19 protein-coding genes and 2 pseudogenes are annotated in these 23,036 nt (G+C 65.4%); 13 read left to right on the plus strand and 8 right to left on the minus strand.

All coding sequences use genetic code 11. The features are described 5' to 3' along the window. Window positions 1-18: 18 nt before the first annotated feature. Entirely contained in the window at window positions 19-810 is a 792-nt protein-coding gene (gene murI / locus JQ617_RS00725; RefSeq protein WP_212023629.1) for a glutamate racemase, read from the minus strand. A 176-nt stretch (window positions 811-986) separates the two neighbouring features. On the opposite strand from murI, the gene JQ617_RS00730 reads away from it, so the two are divergent. Then, window positions 987-1,538: a cytochrome b gene (locus JQ617_RS00730; protein WP_212023631.1), complete on the plus strand. Its 552-nt coding sequence runs from the start codon at window positions 987-989 to the stop codon at window positions 1,536-1,538. 295 nt (window positions 1,539-1,833) lie between these two features. Then, on the plus strand, window positions 1,834-2,475 hold the full coding sequence (locus tag JQ617_RS00735) for a glutathione S-transferase family protein (RefSeq protein ID WP_212023633.1): 642 nt from the start codon (window positions 1,834-1,836) through the stop codon (window positions 2,473-2,475). 7 nt (window positions 2,476-2,482) lie between these two features. Here the strand turns inward: JQ617_RS00735 and JQ617_RS00740 are convergent, their stop codons facing one another. After that, window positions 2,483-3,289, minus strand: coding sequence for a Crp/Fnr family transcriptional regulator (locus JQ617_RS00740; RefSeq protein WP_212023635.1), 807 nt, complete (start codon window positions 3,287-3,289; stop codon window positions 2,483-2,485). A gap of 255 nt (window positions 3,290-3,544) precedes the next feature. Continuing rightward, window positions 3,545-4,642, minus strand: a complete 1,098-nt coding sequence (locus tag JQ617_RS00745; RefSeq protein WP_212023637.1) for a SecDF P1 head subdomain-containing protein — start codon at window positions 4,640-4,642, stop codon at window positions 3,545-3,547. Window positions 4,643-4,890: 248 nt separating this feature from the next. Here JQ617_RS00745 and JQ617_RS00750 point away from each other — a divergent pair, with 248 nt between their 5' ends. The 3 genes from JQ617_RS00750 (at window position 4,891) to JQ617_RS00760 (ending at window position 10,178) form a co-directional block, all read left to right on the plus strand. Next, entirely contained in the window at window positions 4,891-6,798 is a 1,908-nt protein-coding gene (locus JQ617_RS00750; RefSeq protein ID WP_212023639.1) for an acyl-CoA synthetase, read from the plus strand. A gap of 189 nt (window positions 6,799-6,987) precedes the next feature. Further along, the gene (locus JQ617_RS00755) at window positions 6,988-8,784 is read left to right on the plus strand and encodes a caspase family protein (protein ID WP_212023641.1); all 1,797 of its coding nucleotides are present in this window, start codon (window positions 6,988-6,990) and stop codon (window positions 8,782-8,784) included. A 68-nt stretch (window positions 8,785-8,852) separates the two neighbouring features. After that, on the plus strand, window positions 8,853-10,178 hold the full coding sequence (locus JQ617_RS00760) for an LVIVD repeat-containing protein (RefSeq protein ID WP_212023642.1): 1,326 nt from the start codon (window positions 8,853-8,855) through the stop codon (window positions 10,176-10,178). 29 nt (window positions 10,179-10,207) lie between these two features. Here the strand turns inward: JQ617_RS00760 and JQ617_RS00765 are convergent, their stop codons facing one another. Then, window positions 10,208-11,584: an ABC transporter substrate-binding protein gene (locus JQ617_RS00765; RefSeq protein WP_212023643.1), complete on the minus strand. Its 1,377-nt coding sequence runs from the start codon at window positions 11,582-11,584 to the stop codon at window positions 10,208-10,210. 218 nt (window positions 11,585-11,802) lie between these two features. Between JQ617_RS00765 and JQ617_RS40410 the strand changes: the two are divergent. Together JQ617_RS40410 and JQ617_RS00770 are read left to right on the plus strand one after the other, a co-directional pair. Continuing rightward, window positions 11,803-12,264: pseudogene (locus JQ617_RS40410) on the plus strand (CHASE3 domain-containing protein); the annotation flags it as partial. A 96-nt stretch (window positions 12,265-12,360) separates the two neighbouring features. Further along, a pseudogene (locus JQ617_RS00770) lies at window positions 12,361-13,653 on the plus strand (sensor histidine kinase); the annotation flags it as partial. Between the two features lie 86 nt (window positions 13,654-13,739). Here JQ617_RS00770 and JQ617_RS00775 read toward each other — a convergent pair. Further along, complete coding sequence (locus JQ617_RS00775; protein WP_212023647.1) at window positions 13,740-14,912, minus strand: M20 aminoacylase family protein; 1,173 nt, start codon at window positions 14,910-14,912, stop codon at window positions 13,740-13,742. A gap of 190 nt (window positions 14,913-15,102) precedes the next feature. Between JQ617_RS00775 and JQ617_RS00780 the strand changes: the two genes are divergently transcribed. Then, on the plus strand, window positions 15,103-16,407 hold the full coding sequence (locus tag JQ617_RS00780) for an aminotransferase class V-fold PLP-dependent enzyme (protein WP_212023649.1): 1,305 nt from the start codon (window positions 15,103-15,105) through the stop codon (window positions 16,405-16,407). A gap of 433 nt (window positions 16,408-16,840) precedes the next feature. Then, window positions 16,841-17,428, plus strand: coding sequence for a TetR/AcrR family transcriptional regulator (locus JQ617_RS00785; RefSeq protein ID WP_212023652.1), 588 nt, complete (start codon window positions 16,841-16,843; stop codon window positions 17,426-17,428). 15 nt (window positions 17,429-17,443) lie between these two features. On the opposite strand, the gene JQ617_RS00790 is transcribed toward JQ617_RS00785, so the two are convergent. The 3 genes from JQ617_RS00790 to JQ617_RS00800 all read right to left on the minus strand — a co-directional run bounded on the left by JQ617_RS00790 (window position 17,444) and on the right by JQ617_RS00800 (window position 19,891). Further along, a complete protein-coding gene (locus JQ617_RS00790; protein WP_212023654.1) occupies window positions 17,444-17,755 on the minus strand; it encodes a hypothetical protein in 312 nt (103 codons plus the stop codon). A gap of 107 nt (window positions 17,756-17,862) precedes the next feature. Next, entirely contained in the window at window positions 17,863-18,513 is a 651-nt protein-coding gene (locus JQ617_RS00795) for a response regulator (RefSeq protein ID WP_063682492.1), read from the minus strand. 7 nt (window positions 18,514-18,520) lie between these two features. Further along, window positions 18,521-19,891 (minus strand): sensor histidine kinase, encoded by a 1,371-nt coding sequence (locus tag JQ617_RS00800; protein WP_212023656.1) that lies wholly within the window; start codon window positions 19,889-19,891, stop codon window positions 18,521-18,523. Between the two features lie 198 nt (window positions 19,892-20,089). On the opposite strand from JQ617_RS00800, the gene JQ617_RS00805 reads away from it, so the two are divergent. From JQ617_RS00805 to JQ617_RS00820, 4 genes are all read left to right on the plus strand, one after another. Beyond that, complete coding sequence (locus JQ617_RS00805; protein WP_212023658.1) at window positions 20,090-20,890, plus strand: MotA/TolQ/ExbB proton channel family protein; 801 nt, start codon at window positions 20,090-20,092, stop codon at window positions 20,888-20,890. Then, window positions 20,887-21,573 carry a DUF2135 domain-containing protein gene (locus tag JQ617_RS00810; RefSeq protein WP_212023660.1) on the plus strand — a complete coding sequence of 229 codons (687 nt, stop codon included), beginning with the start codon at window positions 20,887-20,889 and terminating at the stop codon, window positions 21,571-21,573. Before JQ617_RS00805 ends, JQ617_RS00810 begins: the two co-directional genes overlap by 4 nt. Further along, window positions 21,566-22,171: a hypothetical protein gene (locus JQ617_RS00815; RefSeq protein WP_212023662.1), complete on the plus strand. Its 606-nt coding sequence runs from the start codon at window positions 21,566-21,568 to the stop codon at window positions 22,169-22,171. The genes JQ617_RS00810 and JQ617_RS00815 overlap by 8 nt, the downstream gene beginning before the upstream one ends. A 118-nt stretch (window positions 22,172-22,289) precedes the next feature. After that, entirely contained in the window at window positions 22,290-23,030 is a 741-nt protein-coding gene (locus JQ617_RS00820) for a metallophosphoesterase family protein (RefSeq protein WP_212023664.1), read from the plus strand. The last annotated feature ends 6 nt before the right edge of the window (window positions 23,031-23,036 follow it).

The following is a 23,036-nucleotide window of genomic DNA, read 5'->3' on the forward strand; positions in this document are numbered from 1 at the left end:
CGCCATGTCTCCGAAAAGTCAGGCGACTGCACGCCCGCCGAAGAACGGCGTCAGCGTGGCACTGAGGCCATGCACGCGGTTCGACGTGAAGATCATCTCCGCGCCGGATTGCACGATGCCGGTGCTGCGCGCGCCGAGCAGGTCGGACACGCGGCGGGCGATCGCGGGCGCCGGGTCGATCCAGTCGACCGGCCAGGGCGCGAGCTTCTTCAGGCGGTCGAGCAGCAGGGGATAATGCGTGCAGGCGAGCACCACCGTGTCGGTGCGCGCGCCCGCCGCCTCGCCGACGAAGCAGGGAGCAAGCTCGGCGCGGATGGCGTCGTCGCTGACGGACGTGCCACTCAGCTCGGCTTCGGCGAGCGAGGCAAGCTCGGGCGAGCCGACCAGCGTCACCTCGCAGCCTTGCGCGAAATCGCGGATCAGCGCCTTGGTGTATTCGCGCTTCACCGTGCCCTTGGTGCCGAGCACCGAGACACGGCGCGTCTTCGACTGGGCGCAGGCCGGCTTGATCGCCGGCACCGTGCCGACGAAGGGCAGGGAATAAGCGGCACGCAGGTGCGATAGGACAAGGGTGGACGCCGTGTTGCAGGCGATGACGACGAGGTCCGGATCATGCGCGCCGATCAGCTCACCCATCAGCGGCACGACGCGGGCGATGATCTCGTCCTCGCTGTGGTGGCCGTAGGGGAAGAAGGCGTCGTCGGCGACGTAGACGTAATGCGCGTCCGGGCGCGCGGCCACGACCTCGCGCAGCACCGTGAGCCCGCCAAGGCCGGAATCGAACACCAGGATCGTCGAGGAATTGGTCACGTCGTTACCCTAGCCCGTCATGGTTACCATTCGGTTTTTGGGGCGGTTTTGCGGCGAGGGCGGGTCCCAGCCTATTTGGAACGATTCAATTTCGCGATTACCGCATTGTCCCGCTATCAGACAGCGATATCCGCGCCGCGGACGGCGAAATATCCGCAAAATTCCGGGGATCCGACATGATCAGAAATACGAGCGCCGGCTGGGGCAGCGTCTCCCGGTGGCTGCATTGGGGCCTGGCGCTGGCCATCATCGGCATGATCGCTTTCGGCTGGTGGATGAACCATATGCCGGCACGTCCCGACCGCTTCTTCTATCGCTCGATCCACGCCGATATCGGCTATCTGATCCTGCTGCTCACCGTGCTGCGGCTGGTCTGGCGCCTCGTCAACCCGATACCGGCGCAGCCGGCCGAGGCCTCGCGCTGGCAGAAGATCGCGGCCCGCGTCAGCCATGGCGCGCTCTATCTCGCCGTGATCGTCGTCATCATGCTCGGCTGGGCGCATTCCGGCGCGCACACGCCCGACTATTCGGATTTCTTCGGCCTGTTTCACGTGCCGCAATTCACCTCTCCCGACCGCGCGGCGGCGAATGCCTATGAGGACCGCCACATCCTTTTTGCCTATGTGCTGCTCGCCTTGATCGCGGTTCACGTCGTCGCCGCCCTCTGGCACCACTTCATCCGCCGCGATCGCGTCGTGGCTCGGATGGTGACGGACGAGGTGGGGTAGGCTCACTCTCGTGTCCCGGACGCGCAGCAGCGTGCAACGCTGCTGCGCAGAGCCGGGACCCACACCACAGGGTATGGTCTCGGCGGCATGGGCCCCGGCTCTGCAGCGCATCGCTGAAGAAGCGCTGCGTTGCGTCCGGGGCACGAGGGGAGGGTGTGGAACGCTCTCTCCGCGCCGTCATTGCGAGCGCAGCGAAGCAATCCAGAATCTTTCCGCGGGTACCGGTCTGGATTGCTTCGCTGCGCTCGCAATGACGGGTTAGGATAGCGCGTCAATTGATCCGCAGGGAGGCGTCATGCTCACGGTCCATCATCTCGGCAAGTCGCAGTCCGAGCGCATCGTCTGGCTCTGCGAGGAGCTCGAAATTCCGTACGAGCTGAAGCGTTACGCGCGCGATGTCACGACCATGCTGGCGCCGCCCGACTACAAGGCGCTGCATCCGATCGGGGCGGCGCCTGTCATCACGGACGGTGATCTCGTGCTGGCCGAGTCCGGCGCCATCGTCGACTACATCATGGCGAAATACGGCAATGGCCGTCTCGCGCTCCGCCCCGACGATGCCGACTTCGCACAGTTCCTGTACTGGTTTCACTTCGCAAACGGCACGCTGCAGGCCGGCATGGGCCGGCTGATGATCCTGAACCGGCTCAAGCTTGCCGAGGACAATCCGATGCTGGTCGCGACCAGAGGGCGCGTCGACCGCGCCTTCGAACTGGTGGACGCGCGCGTTCGTGACGCCGAATATCTCGCGGGCAAGACCTTCACCACCGCCGACATCATGATCGGCTTCTCGCTCACCACGATGCGCTACTTCCAGCCCTATGATGTCCAGCGCTGTCCGAACGTGGTCAGATATCTCGCCCGCATCGCTGCGCGCCCCGCCTACCGGCGGGCGATGGAGAAGGGCGATCCCGGCATGGCGCTGCTGCTGAGCTGAGCGGGCGTTACGCGATCCTGTTGGTGGTCGGCGCCCGCGCGGTCGCCAGCTGCTTCTGCAGGCGATCGATGTTCTGCAGCAGGCGCTGGCTGGTCAGCACCAGGAAGTAATAGCCGAACTGCGGGTCCTGGAAGTAGATCTCGAGCAGGCGGTCATAGGTGATCGTCAGCACCTGGCCGTCCTCGATGCATTCGATCGTTCCGGTGCGCCGGTTGTCGGGCGTCAGGAAGCCCAGCTCGCCCATCAGCGCTCCGGGCCCGATCTCGACGTTGATCTCCTTGACCAGGAACTTGCCGGTGACCGTGAGCAGCATCTCCTTGGCGGGATCGCCCAGCTTGAACAGCGTGTCGCCGTGGCGATATTTCCGCTCGGTCATGAACGGCTTGAGCCACTCGATCGACATGTCGCCTTCGGCCGCATGGCGCGCCTTCTTGACCAGCTTGAGCATCTGCCGCAGCCGAAGCGCGTTGATCGGAAGCAGCAGCAGATAGAGCAGGAACGTCGAGACGTTGGCGGTGAGCGCGCCGAACACGGCGAAGAAGGCGCAGCCGACCATGTTGGCGACGCGCAGGGGCACCATGGTCCGCATCAGCAGGGTGGCGACGAAGAAACCGGCGCCGACCGCGGCGAACAGATTGGCGAGGGTGATGTTGTGGATGAAGATCTCCAGCATCCGGTTGAAGATCCCGTCCCAGGTCACGTTGTTGGGATCGAGGCCCATCTGGACCAGGATCTTCGCAATCCTGAGATTGTCCGTCGCCGCATCGAGGATGCGGTCGAGGATGGACGACGTGTCTGCGCTGCCGGACAGCATGGTACTAACCCCGCGTAAGGCCTTCAGTCCTTGGGTACTCGTATAGCGGAAATCGAATGACGACCGCTTGAAATGAAGCCTTTGGCCGTCATGCCGCAAGAGGCAAATTTTAGCCTGATCGGGCGTTTCGGCAATTGCCCGTTGGTTGTGCGTATGGCCGCCGCGCCCGGGTGATTCGCCCCCGGGGCGCCCGTGTTGCCTGCAGCCGCGGAAGGCCCCGCGGACCCGAAGGGGGCGTTCGGTGGAGGGGCGGCCTCAGGGCTTGGCGGCGGGCTGCACGACCTGCTGGTCGACCAGGCCAAGGTGGCCCGGCAGCGCACCGGCGCGCACCATCATGGCGACGCTGTTCGCCTCTTCCAGGGTAAAATTCCCGGAGATCTGGCCGGAGCCGCCGGTGATGGGCTCGCGGATCACGGGAGCCGAGATCACCTTGCCGTCGAGCACGATGGCGAAGGGCTTGCCGATGTTTTCTTCGGTAATGTGGGCGAAGCGGCGCGTACCGCGACCGTTGAAGCGGAACGAGACAATCGGTTCATTCGTGCTGCTCGACATCGCCGGCCCGGCATAGCTGATGTCGTCGCCGTCAAGCGCGCTGTCCCTGGCGACCAGATAGGGGCGCTTGTCCTTGAAGCCGAGCAGGACCTCGCTGCCCGCAGGCGGCGTGCCCGATTGGGTCTGCTCCGCCGGCATCGAGAGATCGACCAGGCGGAAGCTGACCTTCACCTTCGTGGCGAAGATCGCGGTGACGCGCTCGGGCTCCATCATGCCCGGCAGGAAGATGCGGATGCGATCGGTCCCGTCGGGCTGGACGCTGGCGAGATTGATGCCGGCGTCCTTGAGGCGCTGCTCGATCATGGCGATGGAATCATCGACGAGATCGTGCAGTCCCGCGGCCAATGCCGCATCGGTCGGCTTGAGCTTGAGGAGACCGTCGCCGCCGTCGGTCACGGCGAGGGCATGCGATGGCAGGCCTTCAGCGGCGGACGCGAGCTTGCGCTTCAGCTCTTCGCGGCCCTTGGCGTCCGCGATCTTCACCTCGACGCCGCCGTCGCGGATCGCAAGACCGGAGAAAGCGATCTTGCCCTCGCGCAGGGTCTTGTAGACCTCGTCGCGCAAATCCGTGACGGCGCTCTCGCGCAGGCCGTCGGCGTCCACCTTGTAGACGATGCGCGAGCCGCCCAGCTTCTCCATCTTGTCGCCGATGACGGCCGTGATCTTGGCGCGCATCTTGTCGAGCTGGCTGTCCGCAGCGAGCGCAGCCTGGGGCAGGGTGACTGCCGGCGCCGCAATCGCCGAAGCCATGGCGAGCGCGAGGATCAGCTTCGTGATGCGGTTTCGCGAGCGCGTGGTCATGGTCACCCCAAGTCTTGCGGCAGGACGCTGGCCAGAGAATCTGATGGCAGTTCTTGGTCCCCGGATCGGGCGCGGAGGTTCAAAGGCCGCGTGAAGCGAACCTGATCGCGGGCGCGGCGAGACAATGGACGAACGCCAAATCATCCATCATTGTGGCCCGGCTCGGCCGGCCATCGGCCGAGGCCTCGTCCGAACCAAATGTCAAAAGACAGGGGGCGGGGCAATGAACAGAGGGAGGACGGAATTCCATGGCGGGCATCCACGCGCTCGATCGGCTGATCGGCGACGACTATCCGGAGCTTTCGACGGACGCGGAGGTTCGTGCCTTCGAGCAGGTCCCTTACGCGGACCGCGTTGCGGCCGAGAGCACGTATGACGCCATCAAGCTCGGTGCTGCACGCAACCCCGACGGTGCCGCGATCCAGTTCCTGCAAAACGCAGATCCTGCCGACACGCCGCTCGTGGTCACCTATCGCGACCTGCTCGCGCGCGTGACGCAGGCCGCCAACATGTTTCACGCGCTCGGCGTGGAGAAGGGCGACGTCGTCAGCTTCATGTTACCGCTGGTGCCAGATGCCTTCGTGACGCTGTTGGGCGCGGAGGCCGCCGGCATCGCCAATCCCGTCAACCCGCTGCTGGAGCCGCATCAGATCGCGGAAATTCTGGAAGCTGCGAACACGAAAGTGCTGGTGGCGCTCGGGCCGATGCCGGGCACGGACATCTGGCAGAAGGTCGAGCAGATCCGGCCGCAGCTGAAGCACCTCAAGGCGATCGTGCAGGTGTTCGGCGGCGGCGATCCGGACAAGGGCATCTTTGCGTTCAACGACCTGATCAAGCAGCAGCCGGCGGACCGGCTTATCAGCGGGCGCAAGATTTCGGGCAGCGACGTCGCCGCCTATTTTCACACAGGCGGCACCACCGGCACGCCAAAGCTGGTGCGGCACACCCATGCCAACCAGGTCTATCAGGCCTGGGCGCTCAATCTGCTGCTGAAGTCGAAGCCGGGCTCCAATTTGCTGTTCGGCATGCCGCTGTTTCACGTCGGCGGATCACTGACGCAGGTGCTGCTGACGCTGTCGAGCGGCGGCTCGCTGGTCGTGTTGTCGCCGAGCGGCTGGCGCAATCCGAACTCGGTGAAGAACATCTGGGGATTGGTGGAGCGCTTCAAACCGGAGGCGCTGTCGAGCGTGCCGACGGTGCTGGCCGCGACGCTCGCGGTGCCGCCGGGCAACGCTGACATCTCCAGTCTCAAATACGCAGCCGGTGGCGGTTCGGCGATCCCCGTCGCGGTGGGCTCTGCGATCCAGGAGAAGCTGAAGCTGCCGGTGGTCGAGGTCTACGGCATGACCGAGACCTCGAGCGTGCACACGCTCGCTTATCCCTCGCGGCCGATCCGGCTCGGCTCGGTCGGCCTTCCCATGCCCTATGCGCGCGTGCGCATCGTGCAGCTCGATGCCGACGGCCGCCTGATCTGCGACTGCGCGCCTGATGAGATCGGTGTCGTCATCATGGCCGGGCCCGGCGTGTTCAGCGGCTATCTCAACGACGAGCACAACAGGGGCGCCTTCGTCGACGATGTCTGGGTCAATTCCGGCGATCTCGGCCGGCTCGATGCCGACGGGTATCTCTGGATCACCGGCCGCGCCAAGGATCTCGTGATCCGCGGCGGCCACAACATCGATCCGGCGCCGATCGAGGAGATCATGTTCCGCCATCCAGCGGTCGGCTTCGCCGCCGTGGTCGGCCAGCCCGACGCCTATGCCGGCGAGTTGCCGGTCGGCTATGTGCAGTTGAAGCCCGGCGCGACCGTGGAGCCTGGCGAGCTCGAATCCTGGGTTCGCGAGCGCACGCCGGAGCGCGCCGCCGTGCCGGTGCAGGTCATCCCGATCGATCCGATGCCGGTGACCGGAGTCGGCAAGGTGTTCAAGCCGCAGCTGCGCTGGGACGCGGCGCAGCGCGTGTTCAGCAAGGTGCTGGCGCCGCTGACCGAGCGCGGTATCGACTGCAGGGTCAAGGTCGGAGCCCACGGCAGCCACGGCTCGATCGCCACCGTGACGCTGGCGGGCGTGCCGGCGGCGCAGCGCGACGTCGTTGCGGGCGAGGTGCATGCGCTGCTCGCACCGTTCGTGATGCGGCACGAGGTGGTGCATGCGTAGCTGAGGGCGGGCGGCGAAGCTCGCTCCCGTCCGGGGTGACGCTTCGCCGCATCATCCATCAAACCTTGTGTGACTATCGTCACATAGGGAAGAGTTGGCATCAGGCAATGCTCCGAATAGTCTCATGGAATTGCATCCGGGGGGACGCAGGTGATTCCGCTTCGGCTATTTGTTTTTTTGATATTTGCGATGGGTTTGGCTTGCGGTCCGGCACATGCTGACCGGCGGGTCGCGCTGATCATCGGCAATTCCGCCTATAAGAGCGCGCCCAAGCTCGGCAATCCCGTGAACGACGCCACGCTGGTCGGCGGAATGTTCAAGAAGGCCGGCTTCGATTCAGTCGACGTCCGGCTCGATCTCAGCGCCAGCGAGATGCGGCGCATGTTGCGCGAGTTCGCCGGCAGGACGCGCGATGCGGATATGGCGGTGATCTACTACGCCGGCCACGGCATCGAGCTCGACGGCAACAATTATCTCATTCCGACCGACGCCACGCTGGAGACGGACGGCGACGTTCTCGACGAGACCATCCCGGTCGAGCGGGCCCTGTTCGCGGTCGAACCGGCCAAGCAGCTGCGCCTGATCATCCTGGATGCCTGCCGCGACAATCCGTTCGCCAAGACGATGAAACGCACGCTGGCTTCGCGCGCGATCGGCCGGGGTCTTGCCAAGGTCGAGCCGACCAGCCCGAACACCATGATCGCCTTCGCGGCGAAGGCAGGATCGACCGCGTCCGATGGCGATGCCAGAAACAGTCCGTTCGCGACCGCGCTGGTCGAGCATCTGCCGAAGCCCGGCCTCGATCTGCGCAAGGCCTTCGGCTTCGTGCGCGACGACGTTCTCAAGACGACCGGATACAAGCAGGAGCCCTACGTCTACGGCTCGCTCGGCGGCGACGACGTGCCCCTCGTCGCGAAGCAAGCCCCCACCGGTCCGCAGGCGAACCCGCAGGAAGCCGTGCGCAGGGATTATGAGCTCGCGCTGCAGCTGGCGACGCGTGACGCCTGGGAAGCATTTCTGGCGGCCTATCCGGATGGCTTCTACGCCAATCTGGCCAAGGGGCAGTTGAACAAGATCGCTGCCGAAGAGACCCGCGCATCCGCCGAGCAAAAGGCCAAGACGGCCGAGCAGGAAAAGACGAGGCTCATCGCCGAGCGCGCCCAGAAGGCCGAGCAGGAAAAGGCCGCTGCGGCGGCCAAGGCCGCCGAGGAGGCCCGGATCGCCGCCGAGAAGCAGAAGCAGATCGAGCAGGCGAGGGCGGAGGCTGCGGAGCAGCAGCGCAAGGTGGCCGAGGCGGCAGCCGCGAAGGCGCTGGCCGAGAAGCAGGCGGCGGAGAAGGCCAAGGCCGAGCTTGCCGCCAGGCAGGCCGCCGAGAAGGCGGAGCAGACCGCAAAGCCCGCGGCCGATCGCCAGATGCCTGAAGTCGAGAAAAAGGTTGCAGCCCTCTCGCCCGCGCCGGCATCCACGTTGTCCGCGGCCGAGCTGACAAAGTCGGTGCAGAGCGAGTTGCGCCGCGTCGGCTGTCTGTCCGCGTCCGCCGATGGCGACTGGAACGTCACTTCGCAACGCTCGCTGGCGCTGTTCAACAAATATGCGGGCACCCAGTTCGACGCGAAGCTTGCCAGCACCGACGCGCTCGATGCGCTGAAGGCGAAGCCGGGGCGGGTCTGTCCGCTGGTCTGCAATTTCGGCTTCAAGGCCGACGGCGATCAATGCGTCAAGATCACGTGCCGCGCTGGCTACCGCGTCGGCGACGACAACGAATGCGAGAAGGTCCAGGAGAAGAAACCGGTCGCGCGCGAGGATTCGCGGCGGCGCGATCAGGATCGGAAGCAGAGCGAGGCCGCACCCACTGCGCCCCAGGCAAGCGGGCAGATGATCTGTAACGCCGCCGGATGCAGACCGATTGCCAAGGGATGCCGGCTCGGAACGGCCAATCATCCTTCCAATCCCGCCGCCAAAATCCCGGCCGAAATCTGCAATTGAGAGCTGCGCGAAGGCTTGCACGCCGCCGCGTGAGCGCGCATCATTCCCTCAAAAAATGGGGGAAACCGATGCCTCAAGTCTCGCGCCGCCGCCACCTTCAGCAATTGTCGGGCGTGCTGGGGGCCGCCGCATTGTCCGGCTGGTCCGGGCCCGCAGTGTCCGCCGAGGCCGAGATTCCGCCCGAGGGCATCGGCAAGGGCATCAAGCACATTTCCTACAGCGACATCGGCGGCCGGCCCGACAGCGTGCAGGTGATGTTCAACCGGCAGCACGTCTATGTCGGGCACATGTTCAGCGACGGCGTGACGATCCTGGACGCGTCCGATCCGCGCGCGCTGAAGCCGGTCAATTTCTTCACCGCGGGGCAATACACCCGCACCCACCATCTCCAGGTGGCGGACGACCTGCTGCTGCTGGCTAACGGCGCCAACATCGTCGCGATGCAGTCCTACGACAACATGCGCGGCTATTTCGAGAACACGCTGGTCGACAGCATCACTAAGGCCAAGAAATTCCGCTCGGGCCTGTCGATCCACGACATCTCGAAGCCGGGCGAGATGCGCGAGATCGCCTTCCTCGAAATGCCCGGCTTCGGCATCAACCGGCTGTGGTGGCCCGGCGGCCGCTACGCCTATGTGTCGGCGCATTTCGACGGCTTCACCGACCACATCCTCTGCGTGGTCGATCTCAAGACCGTCACCAAGCCGGAGATCGTCGCGAAATGGTGGCTGCCCGGCATGAACCGCGCGGCCGGCGAGGCGGCGACGCCAAAGGGCAAGCGCTTTGCGCTCCATCACATGATCACGGCGGGCGATCGCGGCTATGCCGCCTGGCGCGACGGCGGCTTCACCATCCACGACATCAGCGATCCCGCCAATCCCAAACTGCTGTCGCACATCAACTGGTCGCCGCCCTTCGCCGGCGGCACGCACACGCCGTTGCCGCTGCCGAAGCGTCAGCTCGCGATCGTCGCGGACGAAGCCAATGCGGAAAAATGCGCCAAGGGCCTGTTCCACACCTTCGTGCTCGACGTGCGCGCGCCCGAAAATCCGGTGCCGATCGCAACGCTGCCGACGCCGCGCGATCGCGACTTCTGCACGAGCGGCACCTTCGGCCCGCATAATCTGCACGAGAACCGCCCGGGATCGTTCCAGAGCGAGGAGACGATCTTCGCGACCTACAACAACGCGGGCGTCAGGGTGTTCGACATCAACGACGCCTTCGCACCGAAGGAGATCGCATACTGGGTGCCGCCGGTGCCGAAGAAGCTCGTCGATCCGCGTCCGAATATCGGGCTCGCGGCCAAGACCTGCGACGCCTATGTCAGGCCCGACGGGCTGATGTTCGTCTCCGACTGGAACGCCGGCATGCACGTGCTGCAATATCAGGGATGAGCAGCGCGTAGCCCGGCGGCGCCTCGCCGCTACCCGCGGATCGCCGCATTGGCCCTTTCGGCTGCGGCCGTCATCGCAGCCTTCGCCGATTTCGCACCGTTGACCACTTCATTGACGCCGATCATGAAGGCGTCGAGGATCGGTCTCGATTGCGGATGGAAAAGGATCGCCTTGGCGCGATCGACATCGGCATTCTGCAAGTTAGTCAGTGCCGCCTCGGCGGCTTGCGAGCCGAACGCCTTCTTGAAGCCCTCGCTCGACCAGGCCGACACGCGTGTCGTCGCCAGCCCCGCCGCAGCAGTCCGCAGCGAGGTCGCCTTGCTCGTCGCCCAGAGCAGGAACAGGAAGGACGCCCGCTTGTTTCGAGATTTGGAATTGATGCATGCCTGCCAGTGCGACATGAAGGGGACGGGGCTGCGACCGGCGAGATGTGGGAAGGTTGCAAACCCGGCCTGCTTGGCGACACGGCTTTTCGCTGGATTGGAGATGTCGGTCGCGAAGTTACTGCTGTCGATTGCCATGGCCGTCCGCCCCTGCAGGAAGTCGTCCAGCACGTTGTACCATTCATAGCTGCCGACGCCGGCAGGCCCGGCCTCACTGAGCAGTTGTCCGTACATCTCGACGGCCGCGATCGCCTCAGGGCTCGCGAAAACGACCTTGTTGTGCTCGACCATGGCCCCACCGTACGAGAACACGAAGCCCATGGCCGGTGGCGAGGAATTGCCGCCAGCCTGGGCCCGCATCGCGATCCCGGACATCGCGTTGGTCTTGACCGCCCTGGCGGTAACAAGCAGGTCTTCGAAAGTCTGGGGAATCGGGTGGTCCTTGGCTGCCAGCGCATCCCCGTTGATGAACAGGGTCATTGCCTCGGAGGTAATCGGGACGGCGTACCGTTCGCCGTCCGACCACAGGGGGAAGGCTCGGGCCGTCTTGAGCAGGTCGCTCTCGTCATACCAGGCCGGGTCGGTCAGCGACCTGTTGGAATAATAGCCGTTCAACGGCTCCAGCCATCCGTTCGAGATGCCCTGGCCATAGGTCGTGAACATGAAGACGTCGGGCGTGCTGCTGCCGCGGGCGAGCCGGATCGGCAGCGCGCCGAGGTAGGTGGTTTCCAGCTGGAAATCGATGGCGACGTTGATGCCGGTGAGGATGGTGAACTCCGGCAACAACGGCGCGATCGCATTCGACCACGGATGGATCGCGCCCGAAAGCGCGATCGTCTGTCCGGAAAATTGCTTCCAGTCGATCGCGGCGTTGGCGTGGATCGCGGCGGCATCTTGGGCAAACCCCAGCCGCGGCAGCACGCCAAGGGCCGGTAGCAACGCCCCCGCCGCGCTCAATCCCTGGACGAAACTGCGCCGGCTGGCCGGCGTTTGTCGGTTGAGAGAGCTTTCACCCTGCGCCATGCCAATGCTCCTTCACCAAGGCAGTCATTCACGACACGTGAGCGGGGCCGCACGCTGCGACATTGTGGCCCTCGCCGGACGAGTTACGGGAGCCGAAGCCGATGTAACCTAGTCGGGTTTCCGGCTCACCATGCGGGCCTATCCATGCTATCATCCTAGCAATGCTCTGGCCCTGGCACCAGAAGACGCACCGGTCACGCGAGCATGACGCTAGGCAAATGTCAGCCCCTGCTCCGGCCCTGTCCTTGCGGTGGTTTGCGCGTCCGCTGATCCTTGCGGTCGCAGTGCTCGTAGGCCTGTTTGTCGCGACTAGCTTCCTCGGCTTGCAATATTGGCAGGAGAGGCAGGCAACTCATCACTTCGTCGCGCATAGCCGCGAGGTCGTCGAAACGCTCGATCGGCTGCGGGCGATCGTCGCGGAACTGGAGACTGAAAGGCGGGGGTATCTCATGACCCTCGACCCTGCCTATCTCAAGGCCTACGGCGTCTCTGACGAAAGCGTAAGGCGGGAAGCCCAGGCGCTGCAGATGCTGGTCGCGGACGATCCGTTGCAGGGCCTTCGGGCCGGACATCTGGCACTGACCGTCGTAGCGACGCTGCGCGAGATCGACGAGTTGCTGAAGACGGCCGGCAAATCGGGGCTGGCCGCGCTGGCGATGATCCGCAGCATGGATGAGATCCGCTCGCAAATCGACCAGATGGTGGATCACGAGCGCTTTCGGCTGGCTGGCCGGGAGGCGCGGGCCGAAGCATTCGAGCAACGCTGGACCCGGCTGATCGCCGGCGCCGTTGCCCTCGTCGTTGCGCTGGCCGGAGCGGCGCTGGCGCTCGCGCGGATCGAAACGAAACGGCGGAGACAGGCAACGGAAGAGAACATCCAGCTCCAGAGTGATCTTGCAGCGCGAGACATCAAGATCCGCCGTCTGTTCGATGCCAACATCATCGGTATCATCATCTGGGAAGTCGAGGGACGCATTCTCGAGGCCAATGACGCATTCCTCCGCATCGTTGGGTACGACCGGGACGATCTCCTCTCAGGGCGCCTGCATCGGACCGACCTCACGCCGCCAGAATGGCGCGACCGCGATGTACAAACCGTGGCGGAATTGAAACGGCTCGGGACGGCCCACCCATTCGAGAAGGAATATGTGCGGAAGGACGGAAGCCGTGTGCCCGTCCTGATCGGTGGGACGATGTTTGGGGCGGGCGGGGATCAAGGGGTCGGCTTTGTCCTCGATCTGACGCCTCTCAAGCGCGCCGAAGCCGAAGGCCGCGAACACGAGCGGCGCTACCGTGAAGCCTTGATGGAGCTCGCGCATGCCAATCGCGTCACCACGATGGGGCAACTCACCGCTTCGATTGCCCATGAGGTCAACCAGCCGATCGCCGCGATCGTGGCGAACGCCGAGGCCGGGCTCAACTGGCTGGAGGCTCAACCGCCCAATCTGGCGCGGGTTCGACAGACGTTCGGATGGATCACCGGTGACGGCATGCGAGCCGGCGATATTATCGGCCGGATCCGGGCGCTGATCAGGAAGGCGCCTCCGCAAAAGGAGGACATGCAGGTCAACCAGGCGGTGCTTGAGGTCATCGCGCTGACCCGGAGCGAAGCGCTCAAGAACGGCGTCTCGGTGCAAACGCAACTTGCCGAAGGCTTGCCGTCCATTCAGGCAGATCGGGTTCAACTTCAGCAAGTGCTGCTCAACCTGATTGTCAACGCGGTCGAGGCGATGGCCGCTGTCGGCGAGGGGGAGCGCGAGTTGCTGATCAGCACCGGCAGGGATACATCGAGCGGCGTGCACGTCACCGTGCGGGATTCCGGTCCGGGACTGGATCCGAAGAATGTCGAGTGCCTGTTCGACGCCTTCTACACCACCAAGCCGACAGGCATGGGGATGGGCCTTGCCATCTGCCGCTCGATCATCGAGGTGCACGGCGGCCGGATGTGGGCCGGCGCAAACGAGCCTCGGGGCGCCGTCTTTCAGTTCACCTTGCCCCTCGCGCAAGACGAGACCGCGTCTCGCCCATTGAAGGCGGTGGAGCCCACGGGTCGTCGCTCCGGGGCTTGATGGCGGGTTTTCGCGTAAGCAACCCCTCTGCAGGAATGTAGTCCCGGGTGTTGTTCACCCGGGCTACGGCAGTAGCGAATGCAGTTCTAACCCGCCGGCATCCGCGTCTCGATCATGCGCACCCAGAACGAGGCGCCGTGGCCGAGGATGTTGTCGTTGAAGACATAGGCCGGGTGGTGGCACTCGTTGCCGTCGCCCATGCCGACCAGCACCATCGCGCCCGGACGCGCTTCCAGCATGAACGAGAAGTCCTCGGCGCCCATCATCGGGATGAACTTGTCGTTGACGCGCTCGGTGCCGACGATGTCGCGGGCGACGTCGGCGGCAAGGCCGGCCTCGCGCGCATGGTTCATCGTCACCGGATACATCCGGGTGTACTTGGTCTCGGCCGAGCCGCCATAGGCGCGGGCGACGCTCTCGGCCACCTCGCCGATGCGGCGCTCGACCAGGTCGCGCACCTCGGGGTCGAGCGTGCGCACGGTGCCGGCGAGCTCGGCTCGTTCAGGGATGATGTTGAAGGCGGTGCCGGAGTGGAATTGCGTGATCGAGATGACGGCGGATTTCAGCGGGTCGACGTTGCGCGCGACGATCGATTGCAGCGCATTGACGATCTGCGAGCCGATCAGGACGCTGTCGACCGATTTGTGCGGACCGGCGCCGGCGTGGCCGCCCTTGCCGTGAACGATGATCTGGATGTTGTCGGAGGAGGCGAGCATCGCGCCGGGCGTGGTGGCGAAATGGCCTTCGGGCAGGCCGGGCATGTTGTGCATGCCGTAGACCTCCTGGATGTTCCAGCGCGTCATCAGGCCATCGTCGACCATGGCCTTGCCGCCGCCGCCGCCTTCTTCGGCGGGCTGGAAGATCACGACCGCGGTGCCGTCGAAATTGCGCGTCTCGGCGAGATATTTGGCGGCGCCCAGCAGCATCGCGGTGTGGCCGTCATGGCCGCAGGCGTGCATCTTGCCGGGGACCTTCGAGGCGTAGGGCACGCCCGAGGTTTCCATGATCGGAAGGGCGTCCATGTCGGCACGCAGGCCGATGGTCTTGCCGGAGGCCGACTTGCGGCCGCGGATCACCCCGACCACGCCGGTGCGGCCGATGCCCGTCACCACCTCGTCGCAGCCGAACTCCTTGAGCTTGTCAGCAACGATGCCGGCGGTGCGGTGGACTTCGTAGAGCAGCTCCGGGTTCTCGTGGAAGTCATGGCGCCAGGCGGCCATTTCGTCGGAGAGGGCGGCGATGCGGTTGACGATGGGCATGGGTGGGTCCGTTTTTGATTGTTGTCGTGGGATGAGCGAAGCGGCATCCGGGCCCTTTTGCAAGAGATTTCCCGGACCGGGCTGTACCTGTCCGGTGGCAGGGCTGATCCACGTTGCGGATAAGCCGGCGGCCGTCATGACGCTGTCGTTCCAGCTTGCGACGAAGCGGGCCTGAAAACGGGGGCCTGTGATGGATCGGACTTTACATATTTCCCGGCGCGGCATGCTGGGCGCGGCCGCAACGCTGGCGATGGCCGGCACTGCCGGCGCACAAACCGACGCAGCAGCCGTCCCGCCGTTCGTGCGAACAGGGGCTGACGCCGCGCAGGATCGCGCGTTCTGGGACCAGATCGCCGCTCTCTATGACGTCGACCGGACCATGGCCAATCTCGAGAACGGCTATTGGGGCGTCATGGCGAAGCCGGTGCTCGCCGAATACATCCGCCAGACCGAAAGGATCAACAGGCAGAACACCGCCTATGCCCGCACCAAATTCGGTGCGGACAGCGACGCGGTCGTCGCCGCGCTGGCGCGCACCGCGGGCGTCGACAAGAGCGAGATTGCCCTGACCCGCGGCGCGACCGAGGCGATGCAGGACCTCATCGTCAACTACAATCGCCTGCAGGCGGGCGACGCCGTTCTCTACGCCGATCTCGACTACGATTCGATGCAGTTCGCGATGGAGTGGCTGAAGGATCGGCGCGGCGTCGGCGTCTTCAAGATCGCCGTGCCGGAACCTGCCAGCAAGCAGGCCATTCTCGACGCCTACGCGAAAGCCATCGCCGAGACGCCCCGGCTCAAGCTGATCCTGCTGACACATGTGAGCCACCGCACCGGCTTGATCATGCCGGTGAAGGATATCGCCGCGATGGCGCGGGCGAAGAACATCGACGTCATCCTCGATGCCGCCCATTCATGGGGACAGCTCGAATTCGACATCGCCGATCTCGGCGTGGATTTCATCGGCTTCAATCTGCACAAATGGATCGGGGCGCCGGTCGGCCTCGGGTTCCTCTACATCCGCAGGGGCCGGCTGGATGCGATCGACCGCCACTACGGCGATGGCAGCTTCGATCCGAACGACATCCGCACCCGCGTTCATACCGGGACCGCGAACTTTGCCGCCATCCTGACGCTGCCGCTGGCGCTCAGGGTTCACGAGGCCATTGGCACGCCCGCCAAGGCCGCGCGCCTGCGCTATCTGCGCGACCGCTGGGTCGCAAAGGCGCGCGCGTTGCCGAATGTGGAGGTGCTGACGCCGGACGAGCCGGGGCTTGCCGCCGGCATCACCTCGTTCCGGATCAGGAACAAGGGCTCGCGCGAGGACAACAATGCCCTGGTCGGGGCCCTGCGCGACAAGCACGGGGTCCTGACCGTGCGCCGCGACGGCATCGCCCGGGGGCAGTGCATTCGGGTCAGCCCCGCGCTCTACACCACCGAGGAGGAGGTCGACCGGTTCGTCGCTGCGCTCGCTGCCGAGACCGCCACGGGATAGCCGGGGGTAGGGGCAAATTCCGGTAGGTCCGTTTGGCCCACGATCGGCAAATTAACTGTCAATCACGGATCATTGACTGACAGATATTGAAATCTGTCAGCGAGACGTGTATATCCGTCTCCGGACGCTCCGATTGGGCGTCCCGCGGCAATCCCGTCCGGAGAGCCCTCGGTCCGAAAAATAACAGCGGATTCAAGGGCATAATTGGAGATGGGGGCCGTGGACGAATGGAGACTTAAGACAATGACGACCGAAATCCTCAATTTCACCGGCACGATTGGGCATTGGCTCAATTTGCTGGTGGCGCGCCAGATCGCGGCGCAGGCTGCAAAACTGCCTCATTAAGGCATAGGCTTTCCGAAACGACCGGTGAGGGCGCTTCGGAAGCAGCCCTATCGCCGGACGAACCCTGAAACGGGAACAAGGTGCTGGCATGAATGAAGCCGTTGTCTTGACGCCGGAGCGGATCCTCGAAGTCACCGAGGACGTCTTGCGGCGCTACGGACTTGCCAAGGCCACCGTGGTCGACGTTGCCCGTGCGCTCGATGTGAGCCATGGCAGCGTCTATCGCCATTTCCCGAGCAAGGCCTCGCTGCGCGAGGCCGTTGCCAAACGCTGGCTCGACCGCATCGACGCTCCGCTCCTGGCGATTGCCAGGGAGCAGGGGCCGGCGCCCGACAGGCTCGACCGCTGGCTGCGCACGCTGTTCGCGGCCAAGCGTTCGCGCGTGCTCGACGACCCCGAGATGTTCGAGACCTATTTGACGCTGGCGCGCGAGGCTTGCGCAGCCGTGAAGTGCCACAAGGACACAATGATCGACCAGATCGCGGCGATCCTGGCCGACGGCGTGACGCAGGGCGTGTTCGCCGTGGACGACGTCAAGACGACTGCCCGCGCGATCTTCGATACGACCTGCCGCTTCCATCATCCGGCGCATGCCGACGAGTGGAAGGACGCCGATCTGCCGGCGCGTGTTGACGCGACGCTCGCGCTGGTGCTGCGCGGCCTGAAGGCGTGCTAGGCCGCGACGCCTATCCTACCCTCTTGCCTTGTGAAGAAGCGCGCTCTCCCGAACGGGAGGCGCGGTGCTTGCGTGCCTGCGCGGGTGAAGCGCACCGCCGTTGGTCGTCGCCGGTACGACCGGCGGGCTCTCCGGATAGGCATTGACCGCGATTTCGACGGCATCCTTTGACCGCTTGCGAAGGCGGTAGAACGTCAGCTCCTGCTCGAGCATGGGGCAGCGGAAGTGGACGACGGCCGTATCGGGCAGGCGGCACAGTTCGTCGATGAGCTCGCCTACGGTGATGATCGGGGGATGGTCGAGTGCCTTGTGATGAGCCTTACTCATGGCGATTCCTCCACTCTACTCCTAACCGGGGCTGGATGGCCTCCGTTCCATCGCATCAGGCAAATTCAAGATCTTCACGTGACCTGGAGAAAGCGGCAGCCCCGCTGCTAGATTTTCGTCAGCCCGCAGGTGGCGGCGAGCCGCACCAGCTGCGCATCCGTGCGCGCGCCGGTCTTGGTCTTGATCAGGTAGTGATAGTTCTGGACCGTCTTCACACTGAGATTGAGATGCGTGGCGATCTCCTCGGTCGTCGCGCCGCCTGCGAACTGGCGCAGGATCTCGATCTCGCGCTCGCCGAGCTGATCCAGCACCGATCCCGATGACAGGCTGTCCTCGGCGAGGATATGCGCGATGTCGTCGCTCATGGCGCGCTCGCCGCGCGCGACGGCCCGGATCGCGTTCACGACCGCCGACGGCTCGCTGCTCTTGGTGACGAAGCCGCTTGCGCCGGCGCCGAAGGCCGATTTCACCAGCACGGCCTCGTTGTGCATGGTGAAGACGAGAATCCGCGCCCGCGGGCTGCGCGCGCGGATGTTGCGGATCGCTTCCAGCCCGCTCGCGCCGGGCATCGAGATATCAAGCACCACGACATCAGGGTCGTGCGCCTTGAAGGCGCCGTAGGCATCCGCCGCATTGTCGGCTTCCGCCACGACATGCAGGTCGCCCTGGCTTTCCAGTACGCGCCGGTAGCCTTGCCGCACGATCGGATGGTCGTCGACCAGCAGCACGGAGATGCCTGTTGCCGCGACCTCACTCATCCCGGCCTCATGCGGCAAGCGGGATGGTGGCGGCGACGCTCAGCCCGCGATTGGCCGGCAGGATCGACAACGATCCTCCGGCCGCAGTGACGCGTTCGCGGATGCCGGTGAGGCCGAAGCCGGCCGACTGCGCAACCCGCTCCGCATCGCCGCCGCCGTCGTCCTCGACGCGGATCAGCAGTGCATCGTCCTCGCCCGCGCGCCGCTCGACGCGCAAGCTGATCTCGCGCGCTGCACTGTGACGTAGCGCGTTGGTCAGGCATTCCTGGGCGACGCGATAGGCGGTGGTGGCGGCAGGGCCGCTGATGTCGGCAAGATCGCCCCTGAGATCGAGTTGGATCGTCGGCCGCGCCGCGCTGTGCGAACGCCAGCTGTCGACGAGATTGACGAGGCTGGCCTCCAGCCCTAGCTCCTCGGGCAGGGGATTGCGCAGCCGCTTCAGCGCGTCGCGCAGCGAGGCCATCAAATGATGGGTGGCCTGCGAGATCATGCGCGCGTCCTGCGCGATGCCGTCATCCTTGTCTTGCTTTGCGCCGGCCGTCTCGATGGTGTTGGCGAAGGCGAGAATGGCCGAGAGATTCTGCCCGAACTCGTCGTGCAGCTCGCGGGCGAGCGCGCGGCGCTCGTCGTCGCGGATCTCGATCAAGCGTCTTGTCAGCGCGGCGCGCTGTTCGGTCGCTTCCTCCAGCCGGCCGCCGAGCTCGCCGACGGCACTGCCGATCATCGCCAGCTCCATGGAGCGGAAGCGCGGCAGCTTGGTGCGATACTGGCCACGCGCCATGCGCTGCAGGGCGGTGACGATCGCGCGCGCCGGCGCGAGCGCATGCGCAATGGCGAGCGAGGCGAGCAGGGCGATTGCGGCCGCCATCAGCAGCGCGACGTCGATGACGTTGAGGATGTACTCCCAGGCCAGCGAGATCGCGGCCGCGGCATCCGGCGTTGCCACCACCGTTCCGGCGGAGGCGGCGCGGGGGCTGACCGGCCGCACCACCTCGGCGTGGCTGCCGAGGAAGATCGGCACGATCGACGCGAACCAGCGCGGCGGGGTCTTGCCCAGCCCCTCGCTCTGGCCGCAGAGCGGCTTTTCGAACGCGATGGCCGGCTGGAACTCGACGCAGACGCCGGGCGAGATCAGCTTCATGGTTTCCAGCGTGCGCCATTCCGGAACCGGCAGGAGCTGCTCGCGCGTTCTGCTGCTGCGCAACAAGAATTCATGCCAGTACAGCGCCTGGAGCGCCTGCGCGACCCGCTGCGCGGAGGCCGCGGTCGCCCGATCGACGCTGCGATAGGCGTCGAATGTGGCCCACACGGTCGCAGCTCCCAGGCACAGCGCCACGATGAGCAGCAGGCGGGCAACAAGCTGAAGCACGAGGCGCATGCGATCACCCCCGACGTTTGATAAGGTCAGCCTAACAACGCCGCCGCGCCTTGCCAATTGCGGGGTGTGGCAGGATTGCAGCTCGGGCAAATTTCCCAAGCCGGATTGGGCATGGGTCTTTGGACCTGAAACGGCGGCTTTGATCTAATCGGGATGGAATCTTGGCAGCCCAACGGTGCGGGCGAGGAGCGGTACAGCATGAGTTCGATGACGATGGGGCCGGTCGCGGGCCAGGCTGCCGATCCATCCGAGCGCAGCGCGCTGCTGTTCTGGATGATCTTCACCGGCCTTTCGATTTTTGCCGTCGTGCTGCTGTGGCGCTTCGGCCTGATCCGTCTGATGCTGACCTCGGACCGCACCTATATCTCGAGCGTCATTGCATTGCTCTACGTCGTCACCTGCGGCCATTGCTTCCTGCGCACGCGGGCGATCGCGCGGGAGGGGGCGGCGGCGCGGCGATGCCGGGCGGCACTCGCGGCGCCGGGCGGCAGCAAGGCGCTCGACGCCCGTGCGACCTCGCTGCCGCGCGGGCTGGTGCGCGATCACATCGAGAGTCTGGTGACGAAGGCGGCGGCGCAGGACTATCGCCCGGTGGACCAGACGCTGCTGCTGCGAACGCTCGCCGACCGGCTGCGCGGCTCCAACGGCTTCGGCGCCTTCGTCTCGGACACGCTGATGAAGCTCGGGCTGCTCGGCACCATTATCGGCTTCATCATCATGCTGGCGCCGATCGCGGGGCTGGATGCGGCCGACAAGGTCGCGATGCGGTCCTCGATGGGGCTGATGAGCGACGGCATGGCGGTCGCGATGTACACGACGCTGGCGGGCCTCGTCGGCTCGATCCTGGTCCGCATCCAGTATTACATGCTCGATGCGGCGACCCAGCGGGTGTTTTCTGACGCGGTGGTGCTGACCGAGACCTATGTGACGCCGGTGCTGGAGCGCCAAGGCGCGGAAATGCAAGGCGCTGGAATCAACGGCGCCGGAACGCCGTCATGATGGATGATTTCGGTCTCTATCCGCGCGAGGAGCCGTTCGATCCGCTCGGCGTGATGCTGTTCAAGGCGCTCCAGGTGATCGCCTTCCTGTTTTTCCTCGCGCTGCTCGCGGTCTCGCCCGATGCCAAGGACGGCAAGATCGACTCCAAGGCGGAGTTCATGATCACGCTGGACTGGCCCGACAACCACCCCGACGATCTCGACCTGTTCGTGCAGGATCCCGCCGGCAATATCGCCTGGTATCGCCACCGCGAGGCCGGCTTCCTCACGCTCGACCGCGACGACCGCGGTGGGGCCAACGACTTCATCATGGTGGCCGGCAAGAAGATCGCCTCGCCCATCCGCGAGGAGATCGTCACGATCCGCGGCATCGTGGCCGGCGAATACACGGTGAACGTCTCGCATTTCGTGGCCACGACCGGCGAGCCGGTGACGGCCAATGTGAAGGTGCAGAAGCTCAATCCGACCGCGCAGGTGGTCTTCGACAACAAGTTCACGCTCGACCATACCGGCGACGAGAAGACCGCGGTGCGGTTCCGCATCGACGCCGAAGGCAAGGTCGTCAATGTCGACCAACGGCCGAAGTCGCTGCTCGAGACGTTCCGCAGCAGCTGGCGCAACGGCGCCGATCTCGACCCGAGAACCGGTGTGAGCGGTAACGCCAAGAGGGTGCGCCGTGACTAGCCTGCAGACGGTCATCCTCACATTGTCGGTCGCTTATGCGGTCATCGGCGCGCTGCTGCTGGTCGTGCTGGTTTATGCGCGCCTGCACTGGTCGCTCAAGGCGGTCGCGGTGGTCGTGACCAGCGCGTTCTACGTTGTCAGCTTCACCGAAATGCGCGGTCTGCTCGGCTGGGCCAGCACGGATAGGCTGCCGGCGTCGTTCAAGCTGCTGAAGGCCCGCATCGTCGAGCCGCATTCGCTGGAAGGCGATCCCGGCTCGATCTATTTCTGGGTCGAGGCGCTGGACGAGGACAATCGCCCGAGCGGCATCCCGCGCGCGTTTCGCGTGCCCTACGATGACCGGCTGGCCGATAAGACCCATGCCGCCGAGAACGAGATCGCGCTCGGACATCCGCAAGGCGGCCGCGCGGCCGATTTCGGCGGCGGCGACGGCAGCCTGATCGACATGGTCCGGGAATATGTGACGCCGAAAACCATCCTGGAGACCACCGGCGGCGATTCCTCCACCGGCGAGTTCAATGCCCCGCCAGCCGGTGCCCAGGGCGCCGTGTTCACGCCGATCCCGCCGCCCCGGATGCCGCCGAAAGACGAGCAATAGGCCCTTCACCATCGCGGGCAGGGACACGCTGGAAAACGGCAGCGCGCCGGCGCATCCTGTTGACCTCCCTCAATTTGGCCTTATCGGCTTCCAATAAGGATTTGAGGGTGGAGGGTGCGTGCTTCTCGCTGTCTTCTCGGATATTCACGGTAACAGGCAGGCGTTCGAGGCCTGCCTGAAGGTTGCCCGCGCCAGGGGCGCCGAGCGCTTCATCCTGCTCGGCGACTTCGTCGGCTATGGCGCCGATCCGGAATGGGTCGTGGATACCGCGATGGAGCTGGTCGCGCAGGGGGCCGTTGCCGTGCGCGGCAATCACGACCAGGCGGTCAATTCCTCGTCCGAGACGATGAATGCCGAGGCGCAGATCGCGATCGAATGGACCCGCGGCCGGCTCGACGCCGCGCAGCGGCGATTCTTGGCCGACCTGCCGATGCTGGTGGAGGACAGCGACCATCTGTTCGTGCATTCGGAAGCCTCCAGCCCGCAGCGCTGGCACTATGTCCGATCGACCGTGGACGCCGCCAAGAGCCTGATTGCGACGCCCGCCCACGTCACCTTTTGCGGCCACATCCATCGTCCGGCGCTCTATTCGATGTCGGTGACGGCGAAGATGACGAGCCTCGTGCCCAAGACCGATGTCGCGGTGCCGCTGCTGCGCGGACGGCAATGGCTGGCGGTGCTCGGCGCGGTCGGCCAGCCCCGCGACGGCGATCCGTCCGCGGCCTTCGTGCTGTTCGACACGGTGTCGTGCCAGATCACCTATTGCCGCGTGCCCTACGATATCGAGACGGCCGCGAGCCGGATTCGCGAGAACGGCCTGCCGCCCTGGCTCGCCGACCGCCTGTCACAGGGGCGCTAGAAAGCG

This window comes from Bradyrhizobium sp. KB893862 SZCCT0404, from assembly GCF_018130885.1.
Taxonomy (GTDB): Bacteria; Pseudomonadota; Alphaproteobacteria; order Rhizobiales; family Xanthobacteraceae; genus Bradyrhizobium; species Bradyrhizobium stylosanthis.